The sequence below is a fragment of the Bradyrhizobium sp. GCM10028915 genome (genome assembly GCF_042666195.1).
GTDB lineage: Bacteria > Pseudomonadota > Alphaproteobacteria > Rhizobiales > Xanthobacteraceae > Bradyrhizobium > Bradyrhizobium canariense_D.
Window position 1 is genome coordinate 391,202 of record NZ_JBHTFN010000065.1, and the last position, 23,179, is coordinate 414,380.

The window sequence follows — 23,179 nt, forward strand, 5'->3', positions numbered from 1 at the left end:
TCCCTTATCAGCGGCGCCAAGGTTGGCTAGAATAGCGGCTCTAAAAACCTGCCTGACATTACGGGAGTGAAACAGTGGATCTTGGGATCAAAGGCCGCCGCGCCATCGTCTGCGCATCCAGCAAAGGCCTCGGACGCGCCTGCGCCATCTCGCTGGCCGAGGCCGGCGTTCACGTCACGCTGACCGCGCGCGGCGCCGAGGCCCTGAAGAAGACGGCCGACGACATCCGCAAAGCCTATCCTGATGTGACCGTCACCGAGATCGTCGGCGACATCACGACGCCGGCGGGCCGCGAGGCCGTGCTCAAGGCCTGCCCCGAGCCGGACATCCTGATCAACAATGCCGGCGGACCTCCGCCCGGCGATTTCCGCAACTGGACCCGCGACGACTGGATTAAGGCGATCGATGCCAACATGCTGACCCCGATCGAGCTGATCAAGTCGACGGTGGACGGCATGATGGCCCGCAAGTTCGGCCGCATCGTCAACATCACCTCAGCGGCGGTGAAGGCGCCGATCGACATCCTCGGTCTCTCCAACGGCGCGCGCGCCGGCCTCACCGGATTCATTGCCGGCCTGTCGCGCAAGACCGTGATCAACAACGTCACCATCAACGGCCTGCTGCCGGGCCCGTTTGAGACCGATCGCCTGCGCAGCACCGCGAAGGGGGAATCCGAGAAGCGCGGCATCACGCCGGACCAGGTTCTGGCCGAGCGCGCCAAGCTCAATCCCGCGGGCCGCTTCGGCGATCCCGAGGAGTTCGGCTATGCCTGCGCATTCCTGTGCGGCGCCAAGGCCGGCTTCATCACCGGGCAGAACCTTCTGCTCGATGGCGGTGCCTTCCCGGGAACGCTGTGAGGGCGGTCTGGTACGAGGAGACAGGACCGGCGGCGGACGTCCTCACCTATGGTGAGATGGCCACGCCGGTCGCAGGTCCAGGCGAAGTTCGTATTCGCCTGGAAGCCTCCGGCGTCAATCCGGCCGATGTCGGCCGGCGCGGGGGCGGCTATCGCGCCAAGGAATTTTCGCGCGTCATTCCGAACAGCGATGGCGCGGGCTTTATCGACCAGATCGGCGATGGCGCGACGCGGTTCAAGATCGGCGACAGGGTCTGGCTGTTCAACGGCCAGCGTAACGGCCGCGCCTTTGGCACCGCGGCCGAATATATCGCGCTTGCCGAGCATCTGGTGACGCCGTTGCCGGACAATCTCTCTTTTGCGGAAGGCGCGACGCTGGGCATTCCCGCAATGACGGCGTGGTGCTCCCTGTTTGCGGACGGGCCGATCGTCGGCAAGTCGGTGCTGGTCACCGGCGGCGCGGGTGCAGTCGGACATTACGCCGTGCAACTCGCGAAATGGGGCGGCGCGCAGGTGATCGCGACCGTCAGCTCGGCGATAAAAGGCGAGCATGCGCGACAAGCCGGTGCCGATCTCGTGGTCAATTACAGGGACGAAGATGTCGTTGCCAAGGCCATGGCCTTCACCGGCGGACGCGGGGTCGACCAATTGGTCGATGTCGATTTCGGCGGCAACATCGCGACGACCCTGAAGTTGATGGCCATGAATTCGACAATCGCGGTCTACGCCACGAACGGCAACCGCACGCCGACCGTGCCGATGCGCGAGCTGATGGAGAAGTGCATCACGCTCCGCTCGCTCGTCTTGTTCGCGCTGCCGCCGGCGCTGCTTGCGGCGGCGCAGGCCGACATCTCGAAATGGCTGGCAGCGGGGCCGCGAATCCACAATGTCGCGGCGCAGTTTGCGCTGTCGGAGACGGCGCAGGCCCATGTCGCCGTCGAGAAAGGCGACAAGCTCGGCACCGTGGTGGTCGACTGCGCGCGCTGATATCGGCCGGAATCACCGCTGCTTGGTGATCTCGTCTTCGTCCCGCTGGCTTGGAGCGGATGAATCGGCCACCAGGTCTCCGTCGGTCCAGTCGACGCCGAATTCATCGAGCCCGTCGGCGAGCAGATCGCCCAGCATCGGCTCACCGAGCAGATAATGCGCCGTCTCGCGCCGGGGACTGCGATACTCCGCGCGTGCCTCCACGGCGCGTGCGCGCAAATCGTCCCAATCGTCGATCGTGCCGTCGCCGCGGCCGAGCCAGGTCAGCGCGACGAGATCGATCTGCTCGTCCTCGTTCATGGCCACGATGAAACTTCCGAGTTCGTTGACGACCGGATCGGAGCCGTCATCCTCGAGGACGTCGACCGCATCGTCATCAGTCGCATTCGAGCCGGAATCCGGATCGGAATCCGCCTGCTTGACGTCGAATTCACGCGCCTTTTCGATGATGAAGGCGACCTTCTCCGCGGAAATCGCAAGCTCTGGCATGGCTGGCCCTTTGTCTTTCCCTGGGTTCCCGCGATAACGCCGCACGGCGTCAGATGATCCATTGCGCCTGAGGGCGAAACTGCGCATGTTCCCCCGCAAAGCAAGAACATCAAACAAGAACATGGGGATGCGCCGGATGCAGTGGAAAGTCGGCAGGGTCAAGATCACCAAACTCGTCGAGATGGAGACGGTGGGTTCAACCCGCTTCATCCTCCCGGCAGCAACCAACGATGAAATCCGGAAGCTGCCCTGGCTGATCCCGCATTTCGCCACGGAAGAAGGCCGGCTGAAAATGTCGATCCATTCGCTGGTGCTCGAAACTCCTTCGCGCCGCATCGTGGTCGATACCGGACTTGGCAACGACAAGCAGGGCCGCAACGTCCCGACCTGGAACAATCGCACCACACCATTCCTGGAGACGATGATTGCGGCGGGCTTTCCGCCCGACAGCATCGATACCGTGCTGTGCACGCATCTTCATGTCGATCATGTCGGCTGGAACACGAAATGGGTCGACGGCAAATGGGTGCCGAGCTTCCCCAACGCGCGCTACGTCTTCGGCAAGACCGAATACGAGCACTGGCGCGACCACTCCACCGAGCCGGACAAGCAGGCCGTGTTTGGCGATTCCGTGAAGCCGATCGTCGATGCCGGCCGGGCGGAGTTGGTCGCGAGCGACCACCGGCTCAGCGAGGAGATCAGCATGATCCCAACCCCCGGCCACAGCCCCGGGCATATGAGCGTTCTGATCCGGTCGGACGGCGAGCAGGGACTGCTGACGGGCGACGTCGCCCATCATCCCTGCCAGATGGCGCATCTCGGCTGGTCCTCGACCGCGGATTCCGATCAGAGCCAATCTGCCGCGACGCGGCGCGAATTGTTCGGCCGGTTTGCCGACACCCCGACGCTGGTGATCGGCGGGCACTTTTCGGCCGGGCACATCAAGCGGGTTGGGGACGCATTCAGGTTCGAGGCGCTGGCCTAGTCTCGTGCCCCGGACGAACCTCCCGAATCGAGAGGGCTGCAATGCGCCCTCTTTGAGCGGTTGAATTTCCCGCCGCCCTGTTCCATGAAGCTGTTTAACCGATCGGTCAATTCCAGGGAGAAACGAGAATGAAGCTTGTTCGTTATGGCGAGAAGGGTGCGGAAAAGCCCGGCCTGTTCGACAAATCCGGCCAGTTGCGGGACCTGTCGGCGCATGTGAAGGACCTGACCGGCGAGGCCTATTCGCCCGAGAGCCTGAAGAAGCTGGCGGCGCTCGATCCGGCCTCGCTGCCCGCCGTCTCCGGCAAGCCGCGGTTCGGCGCCCCCGTTATCGGCATGTCGAAATTCGTGGCGATCGGCCTCAACTACAGCGACCACGCCAAGGAGACCGGCGCGGAAATTCCGAGCGAGCCGATCATTTTCATGAAGGCCAACACCTCGCTGTCCGGCCCGAACGACGCCATCGAGAAGCCGCGCGGCTCGACCAAGCTCGACTGGGAGGTCGAGATCGCCGCGATCATCGGCACGCGCGCAAAATACGTTTCGGAAGCCGACGCGCTCAACCACGTCGCCGGCTACTGCGTCTGCAACGACGTCTCCGAGCGCGCCTTCCAGATCGAGCGCCTGGGTCAGTGGACCAAGGGCAAGTCGCACGACACGTTCGGCCCGCTCGGTCCCTGGCTCGCCACCAAGGACGAGATCAAGGACGTGCAGAACCTGCCGATGTGGCTCGACGTGAACGGCCAGCGCCGTCAGACCGGCTCGACCAAGACCATGATCTTCTCGATGGCCAAGTGCATCTCCTATGTCTCGCAGTTCATGACGCTGCTGCCGGGCGACATCATCACGACAGGCACCCCGCCCGGCGTCGGCCTCGGCATGAAGCCGCCGACCTTCCTCAATGTCGGCGACGTCATCACGCTCGGCATCGAGGGCCTCGGCGAGCAGCGCCAGGAGATCGTCGCGGCGTAAGCCGCGGCCAGCGCACACTCGTCGTCATGCCCGGGCTTGTCCCGGGCATCCACGTCTCACAGTCTATCCACGCGGACGCGCGTGGATGGCCGGGTCAAGCCCGGCCATGACGGACGAGACACCATTTGCTCAAGACCGATCGCAGGGAATTGTCCCATGAAGCTCACCTTCTCCCCCGCCTCGCCCTTTGCCCGCAAGGTGCGCATCGCCGCGATCGAGCTCGGGCTGATCGACAAGATCGAACTCACGCCGGCGAGCGTCGCGCCCGGCACGGCCAACGAGGACTATTCACGCATCACGCCGCTGAAAAAGCTGCCGGTGCTGATCACCAATGACGGCGACGTCATCCTGGACTCGTATGTCATCGTCGAATATCTCAATGAGATGGCCGGCGGCAGCCTGATCCCCGATTACGGTCCGCGGCGCTGGAAGGCCAAGACCAATCATTCCCTGATCAACGGCATGCTCGATTCCATGCTGCTGTGCCGCTACGAGAAGATGGTGCGGCCGCAGGGCCTGCAATGGCAGGCGTGGTCGGACGACCATTGGAACCGGGCCTGGACCGGCATGGCGCGCTTCGAGAACATGCCCGATGTCCTCAACGGTCCGTTCGACATCTCGCAGATCGGCCTCGTCTGCGTGCTCGGCTATGCCGACTTCCGCTTCGCCGATTGCGGCTGGCGCAAGGCCTATCCGAAGCTCGACGCGTTCCACCAGAAAATGCTGGAGCGGCCCTCCGTGAAGATCTCAGTGCCGCCAGCGGCGTAGTATCGCGACGGCGGGGAGAAGGATGATGCTCGATCGCTTCCCCCGCCTCGGCATTCTCGGCGCGAGCCTCATGCTCGCGTTGACCGTCTCAACCACTTCCGTGCAAGCCGACGGCATGGTGCCTGGACAGCGAAACCTCGCCTGCGAACCGCCATCGTCAACCGACGACGGCTGGATGACTGCGTCGCCCGACAGCGTCGGCATGGACGGCGCGCAACTTTGCGGCATCGCCGCCCGACTCGGGCGACGCGCGACTTCGGTCCATTCGGTTGTCGTCGCGCGCCACGGCAAGCTCGTCTTCGAGCAATACTTCGCCGGCTACGACCAACCCTGGGGACAACCGGAAGGCCAGCGCGAATTCACCGCGACGACGAAGCACGACATCCGTTCGGCATCGAAGAGCATCGTTTCGATGCTCGTCGGCATCGCGATCGATCGCAAGCTGATCGAAGGCGTCGACGAGCCTGTGCTCAAGTTCTTCCCCGATCATCAGGCGGTGAAGCAAGCGGGCTGGGAGGCCATCACGCTGCGCCATCTGCTGACGATGTCCTCGGGAATGAAATGGGACGAGGCGCGAGCATGGACCGATCCGAACAACGACGAGCCGCATCTCACCTTTGAAGCCGATCCGATCAGCTATGTGCTCGCAAGACCGATCGCCGCACCGCCGGATGTACTCTGGACCTATAATGGCGGCGGGACTGAACTGCTCGGCAACATCCTCGAACGCGTCTCGGGCAAGCCGCTAGAGACGTTTGCGCGCGAGGTGCTGTTCCAGCCGCTCGGGATCACCGATTTCGAGTGGAAGGCCTACCCGAAGAACGGCAAGATCGCGGCGGCCGCCGGCCTGCGCTTGCGTCCGCGAGATGCCGCCAAGCTCGGCCAGCTCGTGCTCGATCGCGGCCAGTGGAACGGCCAACAAATCGTCTCGGCCGATTGGATTGCACAATCGATCGCGCCGCGCTTCCAGGCGATCGGCTATTTCGGCGGCACGCTGTTCTACGGCTATCAATGGTGGATGGGCCGCTCGCTGGCCGGCGGGATGGAAATCAAATGGGTTGGCGCCTTCGGCTGGGGCGGACAACGCATTTTCATCGTGCCTGAGCTTGACCTCGTCATGATGACCACCGCTGCCCAATACGGCCAGCCGAAGGAAGGGCTGGCCGCGATCGACGTCCTCTCCAACATCGTCATTCCGTCCGTGCGTGACGCACGCTGAGTGCAAGGAAGCGAGCATGAGCCTGAAATACGCGGTCGGCGATCTCACCATCCATCGCATCATCGAGCAGGAAACCTCGTTCGTCCCGGCGCTGGAGATGTTGCCGGGGCTGACACCGGAGCTGCTGGCCGAGAACCGCGCGTGGATGAGGGAGGCGAAAGCCCTGGATGACAGCGACACATTGATGCTGTGCTTCCAGTCCTATGTGATCAAGACGCCGCACCACACCATTCTGGTCGACAGCTGCATCGGCAACGACAAGCCGCGGCCGCAGCGCCCGAAATGGAACATGAAGACCGACGACACCTATCTGCGCGGACTCAACGCTGCCGGATTCTCGCCTCACGACATCGACTTCGTGATGTGCACGCATCTGCATGTCGATCACGTCGGCTGGAACACGCGTCTGGAGAACGGCCGCTGGGTGCCGACCTTCCCGAAAGCGCGCTACGTCTTCGCCAAGCAGGAGTTCGATCATTGGACCGAGCAGAACGCGAAGGCGGAGGTGCCGCCCTTCGCCGACAGCGTGCTGCCGGTGGTCGAGGCCAAACGCCACGAGCTTGTCGGCAACGATCACCAGATCGGCGACCACGTTCGTATTCTGCCGACGCCGGGCCACACGCCGGGCCATATCGCCATCACGATGGGCCACGGCAGGGATGACGCCGTGTTCTCCGGCGACCTCATGCACTCGCCGTTGCAGACGCTCTATCCGGAGCTGTCGGTCAAGTTCGACCTCGATCAGGCCAAGGCGGCAACGACGCGCCGCAGCTTCCTGGAACGCTATTGCGATACCGACACGTTGTGCTGCACCGCGCATTTCCCCTCGCCGTCCGTTGGGAATATCCGGCGCAAGGGCAGTGGCTTCGTATGCGCGGCGGTGTAGTCGAATGGCGCAATCGTAGGGTGGGCAAAGCGAAGCGTGCCCACCATGCCAAACGCGTTGTAGAATGATGGTGGGCACGGCGCGCGAAGCGCGCCTTTGCCCACCTTACGATTCCACCCGTGTGGAGAAAGCAAATGACAATGCTCCCCGACATCCCGCTCCCCGCCGGCATCCGCTCACGCTATGTCGACGATATCAACGGCCTGCGCATGCATGTGCTGGAGGCCGGCTTCGAGACCAAGGGGCGGCCCTGCACCCTGCTGCTGCACGGCTTTCCCGAGCTTGCCTTCTCCTGGCGAAAGGTGATGCCGGCGCTGAGCTCGGCTGGCTATCACGTGATCGCGCCGGACCAGCGCGGCTATGGCCGGACGACGGGATGGAGCGCGGAGTATGACGGCGATCTCGCGCCCTTTTCGCTCTTCAACCTGGTGCGGGATGCGCTCGGGCTGGTGTCGGCGTTCGGCTACAGGCAAGTCGACGTGGTCGGACATGATTTCGGCAGCCCAGTCGCGGCCTGGTGCGCGCTGATGCGGCCCGACGTATTTCGTTCGGTGACGATGATGAGCGCGCCATTCGGCGGAGCGCCGCCGCTGCCGTTCAACACGGTCGACACGCCGGTAAAGCCAGCGGCCGAAGACCCCGTGCATCGCGAGCTCGCCGCCTTGCCGCGTCCACGCAAGCATTATCAATGGTACTATGCGACACGCCCGGCCAATGCCGACATGCACCGCGCGCCACAGGGCGTGCATGATTTCCTGCGCGCCTACTATCATCACAAGAGCGCGGACTGGACCGACAACAAGCCATATCCGCTGAAATCCTGGTCGGCGAACGAGCTTGCGAAGCTGCCGACCTATTATGTGATGGACCTGAACGAGACCATGGCCGAGACGGTCGCGAAGGAGATGCCCTCGCAGGCCGCAATCGCCGCCAATCAATGGCTGCCCGACCGCGAGCTCGGCTACTACGGCGCCGAATATGGCCGCACTGGATTCCAGGGCGGCCTGCAATGGTACCGCTGCGGCACATCGGGCGCATTCAACAGCCAGTTCCAATTGCTGGCCGGCCGCAACATCGACATCCCCTCCTGCTTCATCTCGGGCAAGCAGGATTGGGGCACCTATCAGCGTCCCGGCGTATTCGAGGCCATGCAGGCGCGGGCCTGCACGAAGCTGCTGGGCTGCCACCTCGTCGATGGCGCCGGTCACTGGGTGCAGCAGGAGCAGCCGGCCGAGGTGAGCCGCCTGCTGCTCGATTTCCTGGCGAAGAGCCGCGGCGTGGTTTGACCCGGGAACCCAAGCGCCCTATATAGTTTAGAATTATTCTAAACTAATCAGACAGGGCCGCCGTGAAGAATTTTGCCGATCTGACCGAGCGCGAGGTGCTTGCGGTCGCAATCTCCTCCGAGGAGGAGGACAGCCGCATCTACATGAGCTTCGCCGAAGACTTGAAGGAGCGCTATCCGGACTCCGCCAAGATCTTCGAACAGATGGCCGAGGAAGAGCGCGGCCATCGCCACATGCTGCTGGAAATGTACGAGCAGCGCTTCGGTCCGCATTTGCCCCCGATCCGCCGCGAGGACGTCAAAGGCTTCCTGCGCCGCCGTCCGGTCTGGCTCACCAAAAACCTGTCGCTCGACACCATCCGCAAGGAGGTCGAGACAATGGAATTGCAGGCCGAGCGCTTTTACGTGAAGGCCGCTGAACAGGCGCAGGATGTCGGCGTGCGCCGCCTGCTCGGCGATCTGGCCGAGGCCGAGAAGGGCCACGAAGAGGTGGCGGCGAAGCTGACGGACCGGATCCTGAGTTCAGACGTGCGCGCCGAGGAAGACCGCACCAACCGGCGCATGTTCGTGCTGCAATATGTGCAGCCAGGTCTCGCCGGCCTGATGGACGGCTCCGTCTCGACGCTGGCGCCGCTGTTTGCGGCTGCCTTCGCCACGCATCAGAATTGGCAAACATTTCTGGTCGGCCTCGCCGCCTCGATCGGTGCCGGCATCAGCATGGGCTTTGCGGAAGCGCTGTCCGACGACGGCTCGCTGACCGGGCGTGGTTCGCCCTGGCTGCGCGGTCTCACCTGCGGCTTGATGACGACGCTCGGCGGGCTTGGGCACACCCTGCCCTATCTCGTGCCCGATAGCTGGGCCAACGCATTCTGGATCGCGACGGGAATCGCCGGAATTGTCGTGTTCTTCGAATTGTGGGCGATCGCCTTCATCCGCGCGCGCTACATGGACACGCCGTTCCTCCAGGCCGTGTTCCAGATCGTGCTCGGCGGCGCGATCGTGCTGGCGGTGGGGATATTGATCGGAGCGGCGTAGGACGCCTTCATGCCCCGGCTTGACCGGGCATCCAGCACGCCGCGACCTGTCCGTGTCCAATCGGCGCCGGTGGAATACTGGATCGCCCGGTCAAGCCGGGCGATGACTGCGAGTGGTTGCTTGGCTCACCGCGTTCCGTCTTGCTCAGATGTCAATCGCGATCAAACGGCGGTTGCGGTGCTGGGCCAAACTGCGCATCATTGTTCCACGCTAAGAACAGGAGATGCGGGATGGCCAAATCCGAATGGAGCTTCAAGAGCGCGGTCGAGCTGTCGGCGGCACTGACGGCCAAGAAGGTTTCCGCGGTCGAGCTCACGCAGGATGCGATCGACCGCATCGAACGGCACGACAGCAAGGTCAACGCGATCTGCTTCCGGGATTTCGACCGTGCGCTGGACGCCGCACGCGAGGCAGACGCCGCATTGGCGCGCGGCGAGCGAAAGCCGCTGCTCGGTCTCCCCATCACTGTGAAAGAATCCTACAACATCGCCGGCCTGCCCACGACCTGGGGCTGGACGCCGCAGAAAGATTTCAAGCCGGCGGAGGACGCGCTGTCGATCGCCCGGGTCAAGGAGGCCGGTGGCGTCATCCTCGGCAAGACCAACGTCCCCGTGGGCTTGGCGGATTGGCAGAGCTACAACGAGATCTACGGCACGACGAACAATCCGTTCGATCTCGGCCGCACGCCGGGTGGCTCGTCGGGCGGCTCGTCTGCGGCGCTCGCGGCAGGCTACGGACCACTCTCGCTTGGGTCCGACATCGGCGGCTCGTTGCGCGTGCCCGCCTTCCATTGCGGGGTCTATGCGCATAAGCCGACCTACAATCTCTGTCCAACGCGTGGCCACACGCCGCCGCCCTTTCCAGCCATCCCGATGGAGCGCGATATGGCGGTGATCGGTCCGATGGCGCGGAGCGCAGTCGACCTGCCCTTGCTCCTGGACGTGATGGCAGGCCCCGATCCGTTGGACCTGGGCATCGGATACAAGCTCGCGCTGCCGGAGGCGCGACACCGCGCGCTGAAGGATTTCCGCGTGCTGGCGATCGACAGCCATCCGCTGCTGCCTGCCAATGCCGACATTCGCAGCGCGATCGAGAAGCTGGCGAAACAATTGGCGGGCGCAGGCGCGAGCATAACGCGCGAAAGTCCGCTATTTCCCGACTTCACGAATTCCTCCCGCCTCTACATGCGCATGCTGATGGGTTTTCTCGGCGCCTTCCTTCCGCCGGACAATCTCGCGGGCGCGCGTGCCGGTGCAGCGCAGCTCTCACCCGACGACAAGAGCCTCGCTGCCGAACGGCTGCGTGGTATCACCAGCACGCATCAGGCCTGGGTGTTCGACGAGGGCGCCCGCGCCGGCCTGCGCGCGCAATGGCGGCAATTGTTCAAGACATTCGATGCGGTGATCTGTCCGATCATGCCCACGCCGGCCTATCCGCATGATCATTCGCCGGAGCAGGAAAAGCGCCGAATCAATATCGATGGCAAGGACCACGCCTATCCGGACCAGCTTGCGTGGCCCGGCATCGCCACGCTGACGGGCCTGCCGGCAACGGCTGTTCCGCTCGGTCTGTCGAAGGGTGGCCTGCCGGTCGGCGTGCAAATCATCGGGCCCTTCCTCGAGGACCGCACGCCGTTGAAGCTCGCCGAGCTGATCGAACGCGAGTTCGGCGGGTTCGTGCCGCCGCCCTTGTTCAATGACTGAGAGAAACCCCATGAGCAACGACCTCGAACAGCTCACCGCACTCAACCGCGACTATGTGGCCTCGGTGCAGAATTGCGACGTCAAGCGCTTCGACGAGATTTTGGCGCCGGAGTTCTACTGCTCCAATCCCGACAAGACGCTGGTTGATCGCGAGGCCTTCCTGAAGCAGACGGCGCGGCCGATTGCGATCCGAAACCTCAGGGCGCACGAGGTCATCATCCGCATGATGGGCGATTTCGCCATCATCCACGCGGCAACGAGCTACACCAATGCGGGCGGCCAGCAGGCCACCGGGCGCTATACCGATTGCTGGGCGAAGACGAACGGGACGTGGCTGGCGGTGTCGGCGCACGTGTCGCGGTAAAGAGCGAGTCACACCACACATTCTCCGGCACAGCCAGATATTCGGGAGGCCGCGAGGTCACCGCTCCAGATTCTTCAGCAGCAATTTCAGCGCTGTCGCTGCAAAGGTCTGCATGTTGGCCAAGCGGCCGTTGCTGCCCGTCTCAAGCGTCATCACCTCGACTGCGGGCCCGGCGACCGCCATGCAGCTGTGGCCCGCCGCATCGCCGTAGCGATTGCCGGTGGGACCGGACGCGCCGGTCTCGGATAGGCCCCAATCGCAGTTGAAACGGCCGCGCATCTGCTCGGCCAGCAGTTGGGCGTAGGGCTCCGACGAGGAACGAAAGCCCTTCATTCCTTCGTCCGAAATATCCATCAGCACGCGCCTGGCATCGCGGGTGTAGACCACGGCGCCGCCGAGGAAATAAGCGGACGCGCCGGGCACCGCGAGAAGGCTGGCCGAGATCAGGCCGCCGGTCGAGGATTCCGCAACAGCAATGGTCTGTTTGCGCGCGATCAGCTTCGCTGCGACCTGTTCCGCAATGCCGACGAGCTCTTTCATTCCTTGACCCCTTATTGCTTCGCAACCGAGCTCGGCCTTTCTAGCATATGACAGCGCCGTTGGCCGAGTTGCAGCCAACGGGCAGGCCTGCTTGAATGGCGGCCAAAGGGCGGAGCGGCCAAGCTCTGCCCGCGGGAAAGACGCGACGAGGAAACGTGAAGGACACGTCATGGCGTCCCTGATCGCCGGCGGGGTGGATTGCGATGTGCATCCGGCCGTGCCGCATCTGACCAGCCTGCTGCCGTACCTGAACGACTATTGGCGCGATCAGGTGACGACGCGCGGCATGGTCGATCTCATCTCGCAATCCTACCCGCAGAACTCGCCGATCACGGCGCGGCCCGACTGGCGCCCCGAAAGCGGCAAGCCGGGTGAAAGCCTGGCGGACATGCAGCGCCATGTGCTCGATCCCTTCCAGCTCTCGCACGCCATCTGCAATCCGCTCTACGGCGTGCAGATGGTGTTTTCAGAGGATCTGCAGGCCGCCTTCTGCCGCGCGCTGAACGACTGGCTCGTGAAGGAATGGCTCGATCGCGATCCGCGGCTGCGCGGCTCGATCGTGATCCCCACCCAAAGCGTCGAGAAGGCCGTCGCCGAGATCGAGCGCTGTGCGACGGACCGCCGCTTCGTGCAGGTGCTGATGCTCGTGATGGGCGATGCGCCGCTCGGCAAGCGCGCGCTCTGGCCGATCTACGAGGCGGCTGAACGGCTGGAATTACCGATCGGCATTCATGCCGGTTCCGCCTATCACAATCCGCCGACCGCCGTGGGCTGGGGTTCCTACCACATCGAGGATTATGCCGGTCAGGCCCAGGCGTTCCAGACCCAGCTCACCAGCCTGATCGTCGAGGGCGTGTTCGTCAAATATCCGCGGCTGAAGATGGTGATGCTTGAATCCGGGGTGTCCTGGATCTCCCCATTTCTATGGCGCCTGCACAAGTTCTGGCGTGGGGTGCGGATGGAGACGCCGTGGGTTGATCGCGCGCCGCTGGACATTGTGCGCAGCAACATCCGCTTCTCGTTGCAGCCATTCGATGCACCGCCGGATGAGGCGACATTAATTCGCCTGTTTGATCATATGCAGTCCGACGAATTGGTCGTATTCTCCACCGACTATCCGCACTGGCAGTTCGACGGCCAGGAGGCGCTGCCCGCAGGTCTCACCCCCGATCTCGTGCGCAAGATCATGATCGATAATCCGCATGCGACCTATCCCCGCCTGACTTAGCCGCTGCCAAAGGAGGCAAGGCGATGAATATTCAGTTCCGCGAAAGCTCCGAAGCCGCTTCCCCACTGGCCGTCAAAACCGCGATCGCGGACTGCGACATCCATCCGGCACGCGCGACCCGCGCCGAGCTCTATCCCTACCTGGCCAAACGCTGGCAGCATCATCTCGAAGTGTACGGCGTCCATGCCTATCAGGGCATGATGGAAGGCCCGCCCTATCCGAAGGCCCAGCCCAACGCCTCGCGCCGCGACGCCTATCCGCCGGAAGGCGGGCCGCAGGGCTCCTCGCTGTCCTTCATGCAGAAGCAGCTGCTCGATCCCAACAACGTGCAGCTCGGTGTGCTCAATCCGCTCAACACCGGGCAAGGCATCCGCAATCACGAGCTCTCGGCGGCCTTGTGCTCGGCGATCAACGACTGGCAGATCGACAAATGGACCAGCAAGGACAAGCGGCTGAAGGCGTCCATCGTCGTCGGCAATGAGGACGGGCTGTCAGCCGCCGCGGAAATCCGCGAGCGTGCCGGCGACAAGAATTTCGTGCAGGTGCTGCTGCTCAGCCGCAATGTCGAGCCGCTCGGCCAGCGTCGCTACTGGCCTATCTATCAGGCTGCGGAAGAGGCCGGCCTTCCCGTCGGCGTCCACGCCTTCGGCTTCGGCGGCAACCCCATCACGCCGTCGGGCTGGCCCTCCTATTACATCGAGGAGATGGTCGGCCACTCGCAGTGCCAGCAATCGGCGCTCGCAAGCCTCGTGCTGGAGGGCGTGTTCGAGCGCTTCCCGAAGTTGAAGATGGTGATGATCGAGGCCGGCTTCGGCTGGGCGCCGTCGCTAGCATGGCGGCTCGACAAAGTCTGGCAGCGCCTGCGCAGCGAGGTGCCGCATGTCAAGCGGCCGCCGTCCGAATATATCCGCGAGCAGGTGTGGTGGACGACGCAGCCGATGGAGGATCCGGAGCGGCGCGAGGATCTGTTCGATGTCATCAAGTGGATCGGCTGGGACCGGCTACTGTTCGCGACCGACTATCCGCACTGGGATTACGACGAGCCGTCGCGCGTGCTGCCCGCGGGCGTCAGCGACGACGACCGCGAGGCCTTCTATCTCGGCAATGCGAAGAAGCTGTACGGGATCAGTTGATGGCGCGGCATGTGATTGCCGCGGTCGACGAGCTTCCGCCCGGCACGCGAAAATTTCTGGAGATCGACGGACGGCCGATCGCAATTTTCAACATCAAGGGTGAATATTTCGGCCTGATGAACCGCTGCCCGCATCAGGGCGCTGCGCTGTGCGAGGGACCCTTGATCGGGCTCGCGCAATCGAAGGATCCGGGCGAGATCGAATATACCAAGCTCGGCGAGATCATTCGCTGCCCCTGGCATGGCTGGGAGTTCGACATCCGCACCGGCCAGTCCTACTGCGACCCTCGCCGCTTCCGCGTGAAGGCCTACCCGGCCCATGTCGAGCCGGGTGCAAGCGTGGTGAAGGGGCCGTATGTCGCCGAGACGATACCCGTGAAGATCGAGAGCGACTACGTCGTGGTGGAGCTGTAGCGAGAAGCAGGTTGCGCGGACATGCGCCGGCACGATTTCAGGCCTTATTCCGCGTTGCCGCGATCATCCACTCACGGAATGCGGCGAGCTTCGGCGCTTCGCGGCGCCCCTCCGGCGCGACCAGGTAGAAGCCGGCATCGGCCGGCAGCGCGATCTTGAAGGGGACCACTAGTCGCCCCTTGGCGATGTCGTCCTGGACATAGGAGGTCCGCCCCATCGCCACGCCGATGCCGTCGATCGCGGCCTGGATGGTCATGAAGATCATGTCGAAGGTGATGCCGGGCTGCCTGGCGATGTCGGCCGGCAGACCCGCCGCCGTCAACCACAGCCGCCAGTCGTCGCTGTTGGCGTTGGAGGTGTGCAGCAGCATGTGGCTCTTGAGGTCCTCGGGACAGCGCAACGGCTTGTCGCCACGCAGCAGAGACGGGCTGCAGACCGGAAACAGCTCGTCCGCCATCAGCCAGTCGGCGCGCAAGCCCGGCCACTGGCCGCGCCCGTAGCGGATCGCGGCATCGACATTGTCGCGCTGGAAGTCGACGAGGCTGGTGGAGGTCGTGATACGGACGTCGATGCCGGGATGGTGCTCCTGGAAATCGGTCAGCCGCGGCAGCAGCCATTTTGCGGCGAGCGAAGCCAGCGTCGAGACCGTCAGCACCTTGTCATCGTCCTTGCGCAGCAGCCGATCGGTGGCAAGCCGGAGGTCGTTGAAGGCGGCGCGGACGCCCGGCAGATAGTCGCGCGCCTCGGCCGTCAGCGCCAGCGCGCGGTTCTGCCGGACGAACAGGCGGATGCCGAGCTCCTCCTCGAGCCTGCGGATCTGATGGCTGATCGCGGTCTGGGTCACGTTCAGCTCGGACGCCGCCAGCGTGAAGCTGAGATGGCGCGCGGCGGCCTCAAAGGCCCGCAATCCATTCAGGGAGGGCAATCTGGCAGTCATCTGGCAGCAGGATACATGACGTTATTTCATGCGAAAGAGTACAAATTGTCGTTTGTCGCAACGCACCCGCAAGCAGATATTAGCGGTCAACTTAGCTCCAGGAGCTGACAATGTCTACTTTGACCCAGAATTCGATGACAAATCATCATGCACCAGGGCTGATCCACCAGATCGGCGAGACCCTTCACGTCTGGCACGAGCGTTACCGGACCCGGCGTGAGCTCACCAACTGGTCCGCGCGCGACCTTCAGGACGTCGGACTGTCCTGGAGCGATGTCGCCTACGAGGCCGACAAACCCTTCTGGCGGGCCTGATTGGCCGCCAGGCCGGCGCCGCCTGACTGTGGGGCGCCGGCGGTCCCTTTCCCCTTTGGTCCCCTTGGGGGCGCGTATCATGAGCACCCTTCGCCTGGAAGATCTGAAGCAATATTCGGACACGCTGCGCACGCGACACGGCGAGGCGCTGCGCGTTCGTTTCGTCGAGCCGCGCGACACCGAGGAGCTCCAGCACTATTTTCGCTCGCTCTCGACGCGGTCCCGATACAACCGCTTCTTCGGCGCGATCAGCGAACTGCCGCAGGGCCTGCTGCACGAATTCCTTCAAATCGGCGAGCGCGAACGTTTTACCGTGGTGGCGACCATGATGGTCGACGGCTTCGAGACCATCGTCGCCGAAGCGCGCTATGCGCTGCATGCCGAAACCGCGACGCTTGAATTCGGTCTGTCGGTTGCCGACCCCTGGCAGGGCCACGGCATCGCCACCGTGCTGATGAAGAATCTTGAATGCCGCGCGGCCGCGCTCGGCGCCGACCACATGTTCGGCGACACGCTGCGCTCCAACGCCGCCATGATCTCGGTCGCGCGTAAATCGGACTTCGCCTTCGTCAACCATCCGGACGACTGGAAGCTAGTGCGCTTCGACAAGGAGATCTCCGTCGCACCGAAAGACATTCCCTGCGCGAGCTGGCGCCTCGTCGCTCTTTCCCGTCGGGCCGATAGCCCCTCAGCCTCGGCCTGACACCACTCGAGCCCGGCCTGGCGAAAACCAGAGCCGGGCATTTTTTTCGCCGCTACTTCCCCGTGAACACCGCCTTGCGTTTCTCGATGAAGGCCTGCACCGCTTCCTTGTGATCGGCGGTCGTGGTCAGGCGAACCAGACGTTCGGCCTCGTGGTCGCGCGCGGTCTCGAAGTCGAACAGCAGGGCCTCGTCGAGATTGTCCTTCATGTAGCGCAACGCGAGGCGCGGACCTTCAGCGAGGGATTTTGCCAGTGCAAAGGCCTCCGCCTGCAATTTGTCATCGGGCACCACGCGGTTGACGAGGCCGATGGCCTCGCACCTGGCAGCATCGACCCGATCGCCGGTGAACAGCAGCTCGCGCGCCCGCGCGGTGCCGACGAGGCGCGTCAACAGCCACGCGATGCCATAGTCGCCGGACAGCGCGATGCGCGCATAGCCGGTGGCCACGAAGGCCGATTGCGCGGCAATGCGGATATCGCAGGCCATGGCGATGGCGAGCCCCGCGCCGACCGCCGGCCCCGGCAGCGCCGCGATGGTCGGCTTGCGCACCGACACCAGCGCGCCGGTGAGCAGGCGCTGCCGCTCCTGGAGATCGGCGACCTTGTCGTCAAAGGACATCTCCAGCTTCTTCGGGTCGCGATGCGCGCCCATGCCCTTGACGTTGCCGCCGGCGCAGAACGCTTCGCCGGCGCCGGTGATCAGCAGCGCGCCGACATCGGGGTTCTCGCCGCAGGAGCGGATCATCGTACGCAGCGCCGGGGTCAGCGCGTCCGACAGCGAGTTGCGCGCCTCGGGCCGGTTCAGCGTGATCAATGCGACGCGATCGCGGATCACGCAGAGGAGTTCACTGGTGCCGGTATCGATGGTGGTTTCCGTGGACATGATTCCCGCCCTTGTAGGATGGGCAAAGCGAAGCGTGCCCACCAATTGCTGTTTCGTCGTTGATAGTGGGCACGGCGCTATGCGCCTTTGCCCACCCTACGGCAGCTTGCCTCAAAACTTCTCCACCCAGGGCCGCAGCTCCAGCTCCCAGCTCCAGGCGCTGCGCGGCTGCTGCAACACGTTCCAGTAGCTCTCCGCGATGGCATCGGGATCGAGCATTGAATCCGGCTTCTCCGGCGCTTCCGTGCGCGCTGCGCTCCTGATGCCGCCATCGATCACGAAATGGGCGACATGGATGCCTTGCGGCGACAATTCGCGCGCCATGCTCTGCGCGAGCCCGCGCAGTGCGAACTTGCCCATCGCGAACGGCGCGGACTGCGCATAGCCCTTGACGCTTGCCGAAGCGCCGGTGAACAGGATCGCGCCGTGCTGGTTCGGCAGCATGCGCCTGGCCGCTTGCTGCGCCACCAGGAAGCCGCCATAGGCACTGACCGCAATGGCGTTCGCCACGTCGGCCGGAACGAGATCGACGAACGGCCCGCGCGCGCGGCCGCTGGCGTTGTAGACGACCACGTCGGGCATGCCGATCTCGCGTTCGACCAGGCCAAACAGGCGTTCGACCGCATCAGGCTCGGTGGCGTTGCAGGCATAGGCCTTGGCGCCGGTCTCGCTGCAGAGCGCGCCGAGCTTCTCGATTTTTCGCGCGGCCAGCGCGACGCGGATGCCCTGGGCGGACAACAACCGCGCCAGCGAGGCGCTCAGGCCTTCGCCGGCGCCGACGATGAGGGCGATCTTGTATTTCGGGTGTTCCATGGCGTGATCTCTCGAAGACGGGAAGCCGCTGATCTATGCACGGTCCGCGCGGACAACCAGCCGGGACGATCACAATTCCGCAGAGCGAATTGCGCCCTCACGGCGATCATGCCTCCCTGACAATTTGCGGCTTTATCCGCTTTCGCGACTGGAGCATGATCGACATCATCCCAAGCGGCAAGCGCCAAATCAGCGCAAAATGACCGCAAGGCGGAAACGAAGAGGACGATCATGCGACAGCCGGCCCCCGCGCAGCCAAAACAGGTCGCGGCCGCATCATCCGGACTGCTGGCTCCCGATACCACCGGCATGAATTTCTACCGCGCCGATCAGGCACTCACCGATCTCCTGCGCATTCATCTACCGGAGACGCTATTCCGCCACATCGAGCCGCATCTCGATCGGCTGGGCGAACTCGCCGGCGGCGTGCTCGATGAATGCGCGCGGCTCGCCGACCGGCACACACCGGTGCTGCACCAGCGCGACAAGTTCGGTCGCGACGTGCAGTGGATCGAATACCACCCGGCCTATCGCGAGCTGGAGAAGGCCGCCTTCGGCGAGTTCGGCATCCACGCGCTCTCGATCCGCAAGGGCATCATGGGCTGGCCGGACAAATATCCTGTCGTCGCCAAGCACGCCTTCACCTTCCTGTTCAACCAGACCGAATTCGGCATGGGTTGCCCGATCAACGTCACCGACGGCTGCGCCAAGCTGCTCGCGAATTTCGGCAGCGAGGCGCTGAAGGCGAAATATCTCGACGGACTAACCCAGACCGACATGAGCAAGCTGACCCAGGGCGGCCAGTTCATGACCGAGAAGGAAGGCGGCTCCGATGTCGGCACGCTGACCACGACGGCCGTGCAGGAAGGCGACCATTGGCGCCTCACCGGCGAAAAATGGTTCTGCTCGAACGCCGACGCAAAGATCGTGATGCTGCTGGCGCGCCCCGAAGGTGCCGGCCCCGGCACGCGCGGAGTCGGCCTGTTTCTGATGCCGCGCTTCCTCGACGACGGCTCGCAGAACCACTACCGGATCGTGCGTCTGAAGGACAAGCTCGGCACGCGCTCGATGGCCTCGGGTGAAATCAAGCTCGAAGGCGCGATCGCCTACGCGGTCGGCAAGCTCGACCGCGGCTTCGTGCAGATGGCCGAGATGGTGAACTCGTCGCGGCTCTCAAATGGCGTCAAATCCACCGCGCTGATGCGGCGGGCCTACCATGACGCGATGACGGTGGCGAAAAACCGCGTGGTGTTCGGCAACCGCATCATCGACCTGCCGCTAGGTCGGCGCCAGATGCTGAAGATCATGCTGCCGGTCGAGCAGGCGTTGTCGATGAGCTTTCTCACTGCGGACGCGCTCGACCGCGCCGAGGCCGGCAGCCAGGATGCGGCCGCACTGCTGCGCATCCTGACGCCGACCTTGAAATTCCGCGCCACCCGCGATGCGCGAAAGGTCTGTGGCGATGCGCTCGAGATGCGCGGCGGCATCGGCTATATCGAGGAATTCGCGACCGCCCGCCTGCTCCGCGACGCGCATCTCGGTTCGGTCTGGGAAGGCACCGGCAACATCGTCGCGATCGATGCGCTGAGGCGTGCGGTCGGCCGCCACGGCGCCGAATCCGCGCTGGCCGCCGATCTGCATGCTCGCCTCGATGACAGCCCCTCGGTGCCGCAGGCCTGGCGCGACCGGCTGCACACGCTCACCGATCGTGCGGTGGGCTTCGCACGCGAGGTCGCGGGAAAGGCCGACAATGAGGCCGATGCGCGCCGCGCCACCAGCCTGCTCTATCATGTCGCCGGTGCCGTCGCGCTCGCCTGGGAGGCGCATCGTATTCACGACATGCGGGGCGATGCGCGCAGGCTGTTGTTGTCGCGGCTGGTGATCGATCACCGGGTGTCGCCGAGCGATCCGTTCCGGCTGACGGAAAATGCCGTGCAGCAGAAGATCGCGGCGCTGCTGCTCGGCGATCGTGCAGGCAGCATGAGCGAGGTTGGCGAACTGGTCCTGGCAGCGTAGGCTGCACCCACGTTCGAAGCAAAAAAAGCGATAGGGAGTGCTCGATGAAGGCGGCCGTCCTCCATGAAGTCAACAAGCCCCTAGTCATCGAGGATGTCAGCCTGCCGAAGCCCGGCCCGCGCGAGGTCCTGATCCGGACCTCGGTCGCAGGTCTCTGCCACTCCGATCTGCACTTCATGGAAGGCCTTTATCCGCATCCGCTGCCCGCGGTGCTCGGGCACGAGTCGGCCGGTGTCGTCGAGCAGGTCGGCTCCGACGTCACCTATGTGAAGCCCGGTGATCATGTCGTCACCTGTCTTTCGGTATTCTGCGGCACCTGCGACAACTGCACCACGGGCCGCACGGTGCTCTGCACCGACACCACGGTGAAATTGCTGCCGGGGGTGTCCAATCGGATGCAATGGGCTCGCTCCGAGAAGCTGCATCAGTTCCTCAACCTCTCGTCCTTCGCCGAGCAGATGCTGGTGCACGAGAACGCGATCGTCAAAATCCGCAAGGAGATGCCGCTCGATCTGGCCGCGCTGATCGGCTGCGGCGTCATCACCGGCTACGGCGCGGTCGTGAACACGGCGAAGGTGACGGCCGGCGAGACCGTGGCCGTGATCGGCTGCGGCGGTGTCGGCATGGCCGCGATCAACGGCGCGCAGATCGCGGGCGCCGGCCGCATCATTGCCATCGACACCAACCCGGCCAAGCTCCAGCTCGCGACCAAGCTGGGCGCCACCGACATCATTAATCCGGCAGACGGCGACGTCGTGAAGCAGGTGCGCGATCTCACCAATGGCGGCGTGCATCATTCCTTCGAGGTGCTCGGCCGCAAGGAGACCGCGGAGCAGGCCTTCGGCATGCTCGCCTCGGGCGGCACGGCCACCATCGTCGGCATGATTCCGTTCGGCCAGAAGATCGAGCTGCACGGCTTCGACTTCCTGCGCGAGCGCAGGATCCAGGGCTCATCGATGGGCTCGAACCATTTTCGCGTCGACATGCCGCGGCTGGTGGATTTCTACCTGCGCGGCCGGCTGCATCTGGAAGACTGGATCTCGGCCAAGCTGAAGCTCTCCGAGATCAACGAAGGGTTTGCCAACATGAAGGCCGGCAAGACGCTGCGCAGCGTGATCATGTTTGACAGCTGATGGCTCGATGACGCGGGTCGCCCAGGATTAAGGCAACTGGTCCGGGCCGGCCAAGTCGCCACGCGACTCTTTCAGGAGCAGCAGCGCCGCAGCTGTCACGAGACCCGTGGCGAGCAGGTACAGGGGCGATATGTTCAAACCGGGCCCTTCGATGACCAGATAGGAGAACAATCCCGCGGTCGACGCGATGAAGCCGAGCCAAGCAAGCTTCGGAAAGCGAAATCCACGTTCGCCGCGCCAAAGATCATGCACGAGGTAGTACACGAGAAGGCTGTTGCAGAGTGCCGCCGGCAGCACGCCCAGGACGATTCCGTTTTCGAACGCGAGATAGGATAACACGCCGTCGACCTGAGCAATCACCGCGAAGGGCACATAGCGCGGATTGAGGCAGGCCAGCGCGATCGACGCAAGCTCGAACGCGTAGAAGTACCGCTCGTGCATCTTCGGGAGCAGATACGGCATGAGCATGAGCGATACACAGGCGACGAGCAGAATAAACTCCGGCCCCGCCCGTCGAGAGCGCGCGATGAAGATCGACAAGGCGAGCCCGCTCGCGGCCGCGAGCACCATGCCGACGGCGACTCCGATCGCGTACGGCAGTCCGCCAGCCAGCACCCAGATGTTCGCTGCGTTCATGGTGAGGCGATTGAAGGTGTGAGCTTGGTCCAGATAGACCGCGAACACGGAGGCCAAAGATCTACCGGCGACCAGAACCGGAATGGCGAGAACCACATAGATCCCGGGAACGGTGGCGAGCCATGCCGGGTGGATCCTGCGGCGCAGAATCATGCCGAGCACGAAGGGTCCCAGGAACACGCCCTGAGCCTTCACCGAAAATGCCATCGCAAATGACGCAACGCCACTTCGGTCCCGCATGAACAGCGCGATGGAAACCAGCGTGAAGTACGTCCAGATCGAATCACTCTCCGCCCACACCGCGCCGTTGAAGATCACCGTCGGTGCAAGCCAGACAGCGCAGAAGGCCAGGGAAGCTCGCAACGGCAGCTTTGTCGCTCGCCAGACGATCTGGGCCACAGTGATCGCGCAGCCCAACTCGAATACTGCCGAGATCGCTTTCACGAGGGAAAGTGGCTCGCCTAGCCAATCAAATCGGGCGGCAATCAGCAGGAGGTAGCTGTAGAACGGCGTGTAGTTGGTAAAGGCTTCGGCCAGCCCGGCGACTCCGTGATCGCGAGCAAAGACATACCAGGGGATCAGATGCTGAATGGCGTCATCGGTCGCGTGTTCCCGGGCAACGTAGCGGAGCGCAAGGCCGACAAGTCCACATCCGATCGCGACGGCGATTGCAAGCCGCCAACTCTCTGGCTGCGTCTTGTTCGGATTGACGTCATGACCGGGCCCGCGGATCGCGTCGATTCCAACAATGTCTTTTGTCACGCGATCACTCGTGAGGCTCCATTTCGTGACCCAACCTCTACGGGCCATCAATTCATAGCTGGATAACGTCTGGTTTCGCAGGTCTTAAGATTGCCGCGAAACGGTTGCTTGGTTAGCGAA

24 protein-coding genes are annotated in these 23,179 nt (G+C 63.9%); 18 read left to right on the forward strand and 6 right to left on the reverse strand.

Features of this window, described 5'->3' with window-relative positions; all coding sequences use genetic code 11:
- The first annotated feature begins 74 nt into the window (after window positions 1-74).
- Window positions 75-857 carry an SDR family oxidoreductase gene (locus ACFQX9_RS31605; protein ID WP_007605221.1) on the forward strand — a complete coding sequence of 261 codons (783 nt, stop codon included), beginning with the start codon at window positions 75-77 and terminating at the stop codon, window positions 855-857.
- Window positions 854-1,843, forward strand: coding sequence for an NADPH:quinone reductase (locus ACFQX9_RS31610; protein WP_018457564.1), 990 nt, complete (start codon window positions 854-856; stop codon window positions 1,841-1,843). The genes ACFQX9_RS31605 and ACFQX9_RS31610 overlap by 4 nt, the downstream gene beginning before the upstream one ends.
- A gap of 12 nt (window positions 1,844-1,855) precedes the next feature.
- Here ACFQX9_RS31610 and ACFQX9_RS31615 read toward each other — a convergent pair whose 3' ends face one another.
- Entirely contained in the window at window positions 1,856-2,332 is a 477-nt protein-coding gene (locus ACFQX9_RS31615; protein ID WP_018457565.1) for a DUF3775 domain-containing protein, read from the reverse strand.
- Between the two features lie 136 nt (window positions 2,333-2,468).
- Between ACFQX9_RS31615 and ACFQX9_RS31620 the strand changes: the two genes are divergently transcribed.
- The 9 genes from ACFQX9_RS31620 (at window position 2,469) to ACFQX9_RS31660 (ending at window position 11,548) form a co-directional block, all read left to right on the forward strand.
- Window positions 2,469-3,317, forward strand: a complete 849-nt coding sequence (locus ACFQX9_RS31620) for an MBL fold metallo-hydrolase (protein ID WP_377791483.1) — start codon at window positions 2,469-2,471, stop codon at window positions 3,315-3,317.
- Window positions 3,318-3,445: 128 nt separating this feature from the next.
- Entirely contained in the window at window positions 3,446-4,288 is an 843-nt protein-coding gene (locus ACFQX9_RS31625) for a fumarylacetoacetate hydrolase family protein (RefSeq protein WP_377791484.1), read from the forward strand.
- A 156-nt stretch (window positions 4,289-4,444) separates the two neighbouring features.
- Complete coding sequence (locus ACFQX9_RS31630) at window positions 4,445-5,056, forward strand: glutathione S-transferase family protein (protein WP_018457568.1); 612 nt, start codon at window positions 4,445-4,447, stop codon at window positions 5,054-5,056.
- 22 nt (window positions 5,057-5,078) lie between these two features.
- A complete protein-coding gene (locus ACFQX9_RS31635) occupies window positions 5,079-6,275 on the forward strand; it encodes a serine hydrolase domain-containing protein (RefSeq protein ID WP_377791486.1) in 1,197 nt (398 codons plus the stop codon).
- A 16-nt stretch (window positions 6,276-6,291) separates the two neighbouring features.
- Window positions 6,292-7,161, forward strand: a complete 870-nt coding sequence (locus ACFQX9_RS31640; RefSeq protein WP_085361661.1) for an MBL fold metallo-hydrolase — start codon at window positions 6,292-6,294, stop codon at window positions 7,159-7,161.
- Window positions 7,162-7,295: 134 nt separating this feature from the next.
- Window positions 7,296-8,447, forward strand: a complete 1,152-nt coding sequence (locus ACFQX9_RS31645; RefSeq protein WP_377791488.1) for an alpha/beta fold hydrolase — start codon at window positions 7,296-7,298, stop codon at window positions 8,445-8,447.
- A gap of 62 nt (window positions 8,448-8,509) precedes the next feature.
- Window positions 8,510-9,481 carry an iron exporter MbfA gene (gene mbfA / locus ACFQX9_RS31650; RefSeq protein WP_018457571.1) on the forward strand — a complete coding sequence of 324 codons (972 nt, stop codon included), beginning with the start codon at window positions 8,510-8,512 and terminating at the stop codon, window positions 9,479-9,481.
- Between the two features lie 230 nt (window positions 9,482-9,711).
- Complete coding sequence (locus ACFQX9_RS31655; RefSeq protein ID WP_377791489.1) at window positions 9,712-11,184, forward strand: amidase; 1,473 nt, start codon at window positions 9,712-9,714, stop codon at window positions 11,182-11,184.
- Window positions 11,185-11,194: 10 nt separating this feature from the next.
- Window positions 11,195-11,548 (forward strand): nuclear transport factor 2 family protein, encoded by a 354-nt coding sequence (locus tag ACFQX9_RS31660; RefSeq protein ID WP_377791490.1) that lies wholly within the window; start codon window positions 11,195-11,197, stop codon window positions 11,546-11,548.
- A gap of 57 nt (window positions 11,549-11,605) precedes the next feature.
- Here ACFQX9_RS31660 and ACFQX9_RS31665 read toward each other — a convergent pair whose 3' ends face one another.
- The gene (locus ACFQX9_RS31665; RefSeq protein WP_377791491.1) at window positions 11,606-12,088 is read right to left on the reverse strand and encodes a CinA family protein; all 483 of its coding nucleotides are present in this window, start codon (window positions 12,086-12,088) and stop codon (window positions 11,606-11,608) included.
- A 169-nt stretch (window positions 12,089-12,257) separates the two neighbouring features.
- Between ACFQX9_RS31665 and ACFQX9_RS31670 the strand changes: the two genes are divergently transcribed.
- The 3 genes from ACFQX9_RS31670 to ACFQX9_RS31680 are packed head-to-tail and all read left to right on the forward strand — an operon-like array spanning window position 12,258 to window position 14,862.
- Window positions 12,258-13,316, forward strand: coding sequence for an amidohydrolase family protein (locus tag ACFQX9_RS31670; RefSeq protein ID WP_377791492.1), 1,059 nt, complete (start codon window positions 12,258-12,260; stop codon window positions 13,314-13,316).
- A gap of 23 nt (window positions 13,317-13,339) precedes the next feature.
- Entirely contained in the window at window positions 13,340-14,449 is a 1,110-nt protein-coding gene (locus ACFQX9_RS31675) for an amidohydrolase family protein (RefSeq protein WP_018457576.1), read from the forward strand.
- A complete protein-coding gene (locus tag ACFQX9_RS31680) occupies window positions 14,449-14,862 on the forward strand; it encodes a Rieske (2Fe-2S) protein (protein ID WP_018457577.1) in 414 nt (137 codons plus the stop codon). Before ACFQX9_RS31675 ends, ACFQX9_RS31680 begins: the two co-directional genes overlap by 1 nt.
- Window positions 14,863-14,899: 37 nt before the next feature.
- Here the strand turns inward: ACFQX9_RS31680 and ACFQX9_RS31685 are convergent, their stop codons facing one another.
- Window positions 14,900-15,799, reverse strand: a complete 900-nt coding sequence (locus ACFQX9_RS31685; RefSeq protein ID WP_026233402.1) for a transcriptional regulator GcvA — start codon at window positions 15,797-15,799, stop codon at window positions 14,900-14,902.
- 110 nt (window positions 15,800-15,909) lie between these two features.
- Here ACFQX9_RS31685 and ACFQX9_RS31690 point away from each other — a divergent pair, with 110 nt between their 5' ends.
- Window positions 15,910-16,113 carry a DUF1127 domain-containing protein gene (locus ACFQX9_RS31690; RefSeq protein ID WP_007599575.1) on the forward strand — a complete coding sequence of 68 codons (204 nt, stop codon included), beginning with the start codon at window positions 15,910-15,912 and terminating at the stop codon, window positions 16,111-16,113.
- A 79-nt stretch (window positions 16,114-16,192) separates the two neighbouring features.
- Window positions 16,193-16,816 (forward strand): GNAT family N-acetyltransferase, encoded by a 624-nt coding sequence (locus ACFQX9_RS31695; protein ID WP_377791493.1) that lies wholly within the window; start codon window positions 16,193-16,195, stop codon window positions 16,814-16,816.
- A 52-nt stretch (window positions 16,817-16,868) separates the two neighbouring features.
- Here ACFQX9_RS31695 and ACFQX9_RS31700 read toward each other — a convergent pair whose 3' ends face one another.
- Together ACFQX9_RS31700 and ACFQX9_RS31705 are read right to left on the reverse strand one after the other, a co-directional pair.
- Entirely contained in the window at window positions 16,869-17,699 is an 831-nt protein-coding gene (locus tag ACFQX9_RS31700; RefSeq protein ID WP_085349315.1) for an enoyl-CoA hydratase, read from the reverse strand.
- Between the two features lie 111 nt (window positions 17,700-17,810).
- Window positions 17,811-18,512, reverse strand: a complete 702-nt coding sequence (locus ACFQX9_RS31705) for an SDR family NAD(P)-dependent oxidoreductase (protein ID WP_018457582.1) — start codon at window positions 18,510-18,512, stop codon at window positions 17,811-17,813.
- A 231-nt stretch (window positions 18,513-18,743) separates the two neighbouring features.
- On the opposite strand from ACFQX9_RS31705, the gene ACFQX9_RS31710 reads away from it, so the two are divergent.
- The gene (locus ACFQX9_RS31710; RefSeq protein WP_377791494.1) at window positions 18,744-20,528 is read left to right on the forward strand and encodes an acyl-CoA dehydrogenase family protein; all 1,785 of its coding nucleotides are present in this window, start codon (window positions 18,744-18,746) and stop codon (window positions 20,526-20,528) included.
- A 44-nt stretch (window positions 20,529-20,572) separates the two neighbouring features.
- Window positions 20,573-21,661, forward strand: a complete 1,089-nt coding sequence (locus ACFQX9_RS31715) for a Zn-dependent alcohol dehydrogenase (protein WP_027515339.1) — start codon at window positions 20,573-20,575, stop codon at window positions 21,659-21,661.
- 27 nt (window positions 21,662-21,688) lie between these two features.
- Here the strand turns inward: ACFQX9_RS31715 and ACFQX9_RS31720 are convergent, their stop codons facing one another.
- Entirely contained in the window at window positions 21,689-23,059 is a 1,371-nt protein-coding gene (locus ACFQX9_RS31720) for a hypothetical protein (protein ID WP_377791495.1), read from the reverse strand.
- Window positions 23,060-23,179: the final 120 nt, after the last annotated feature.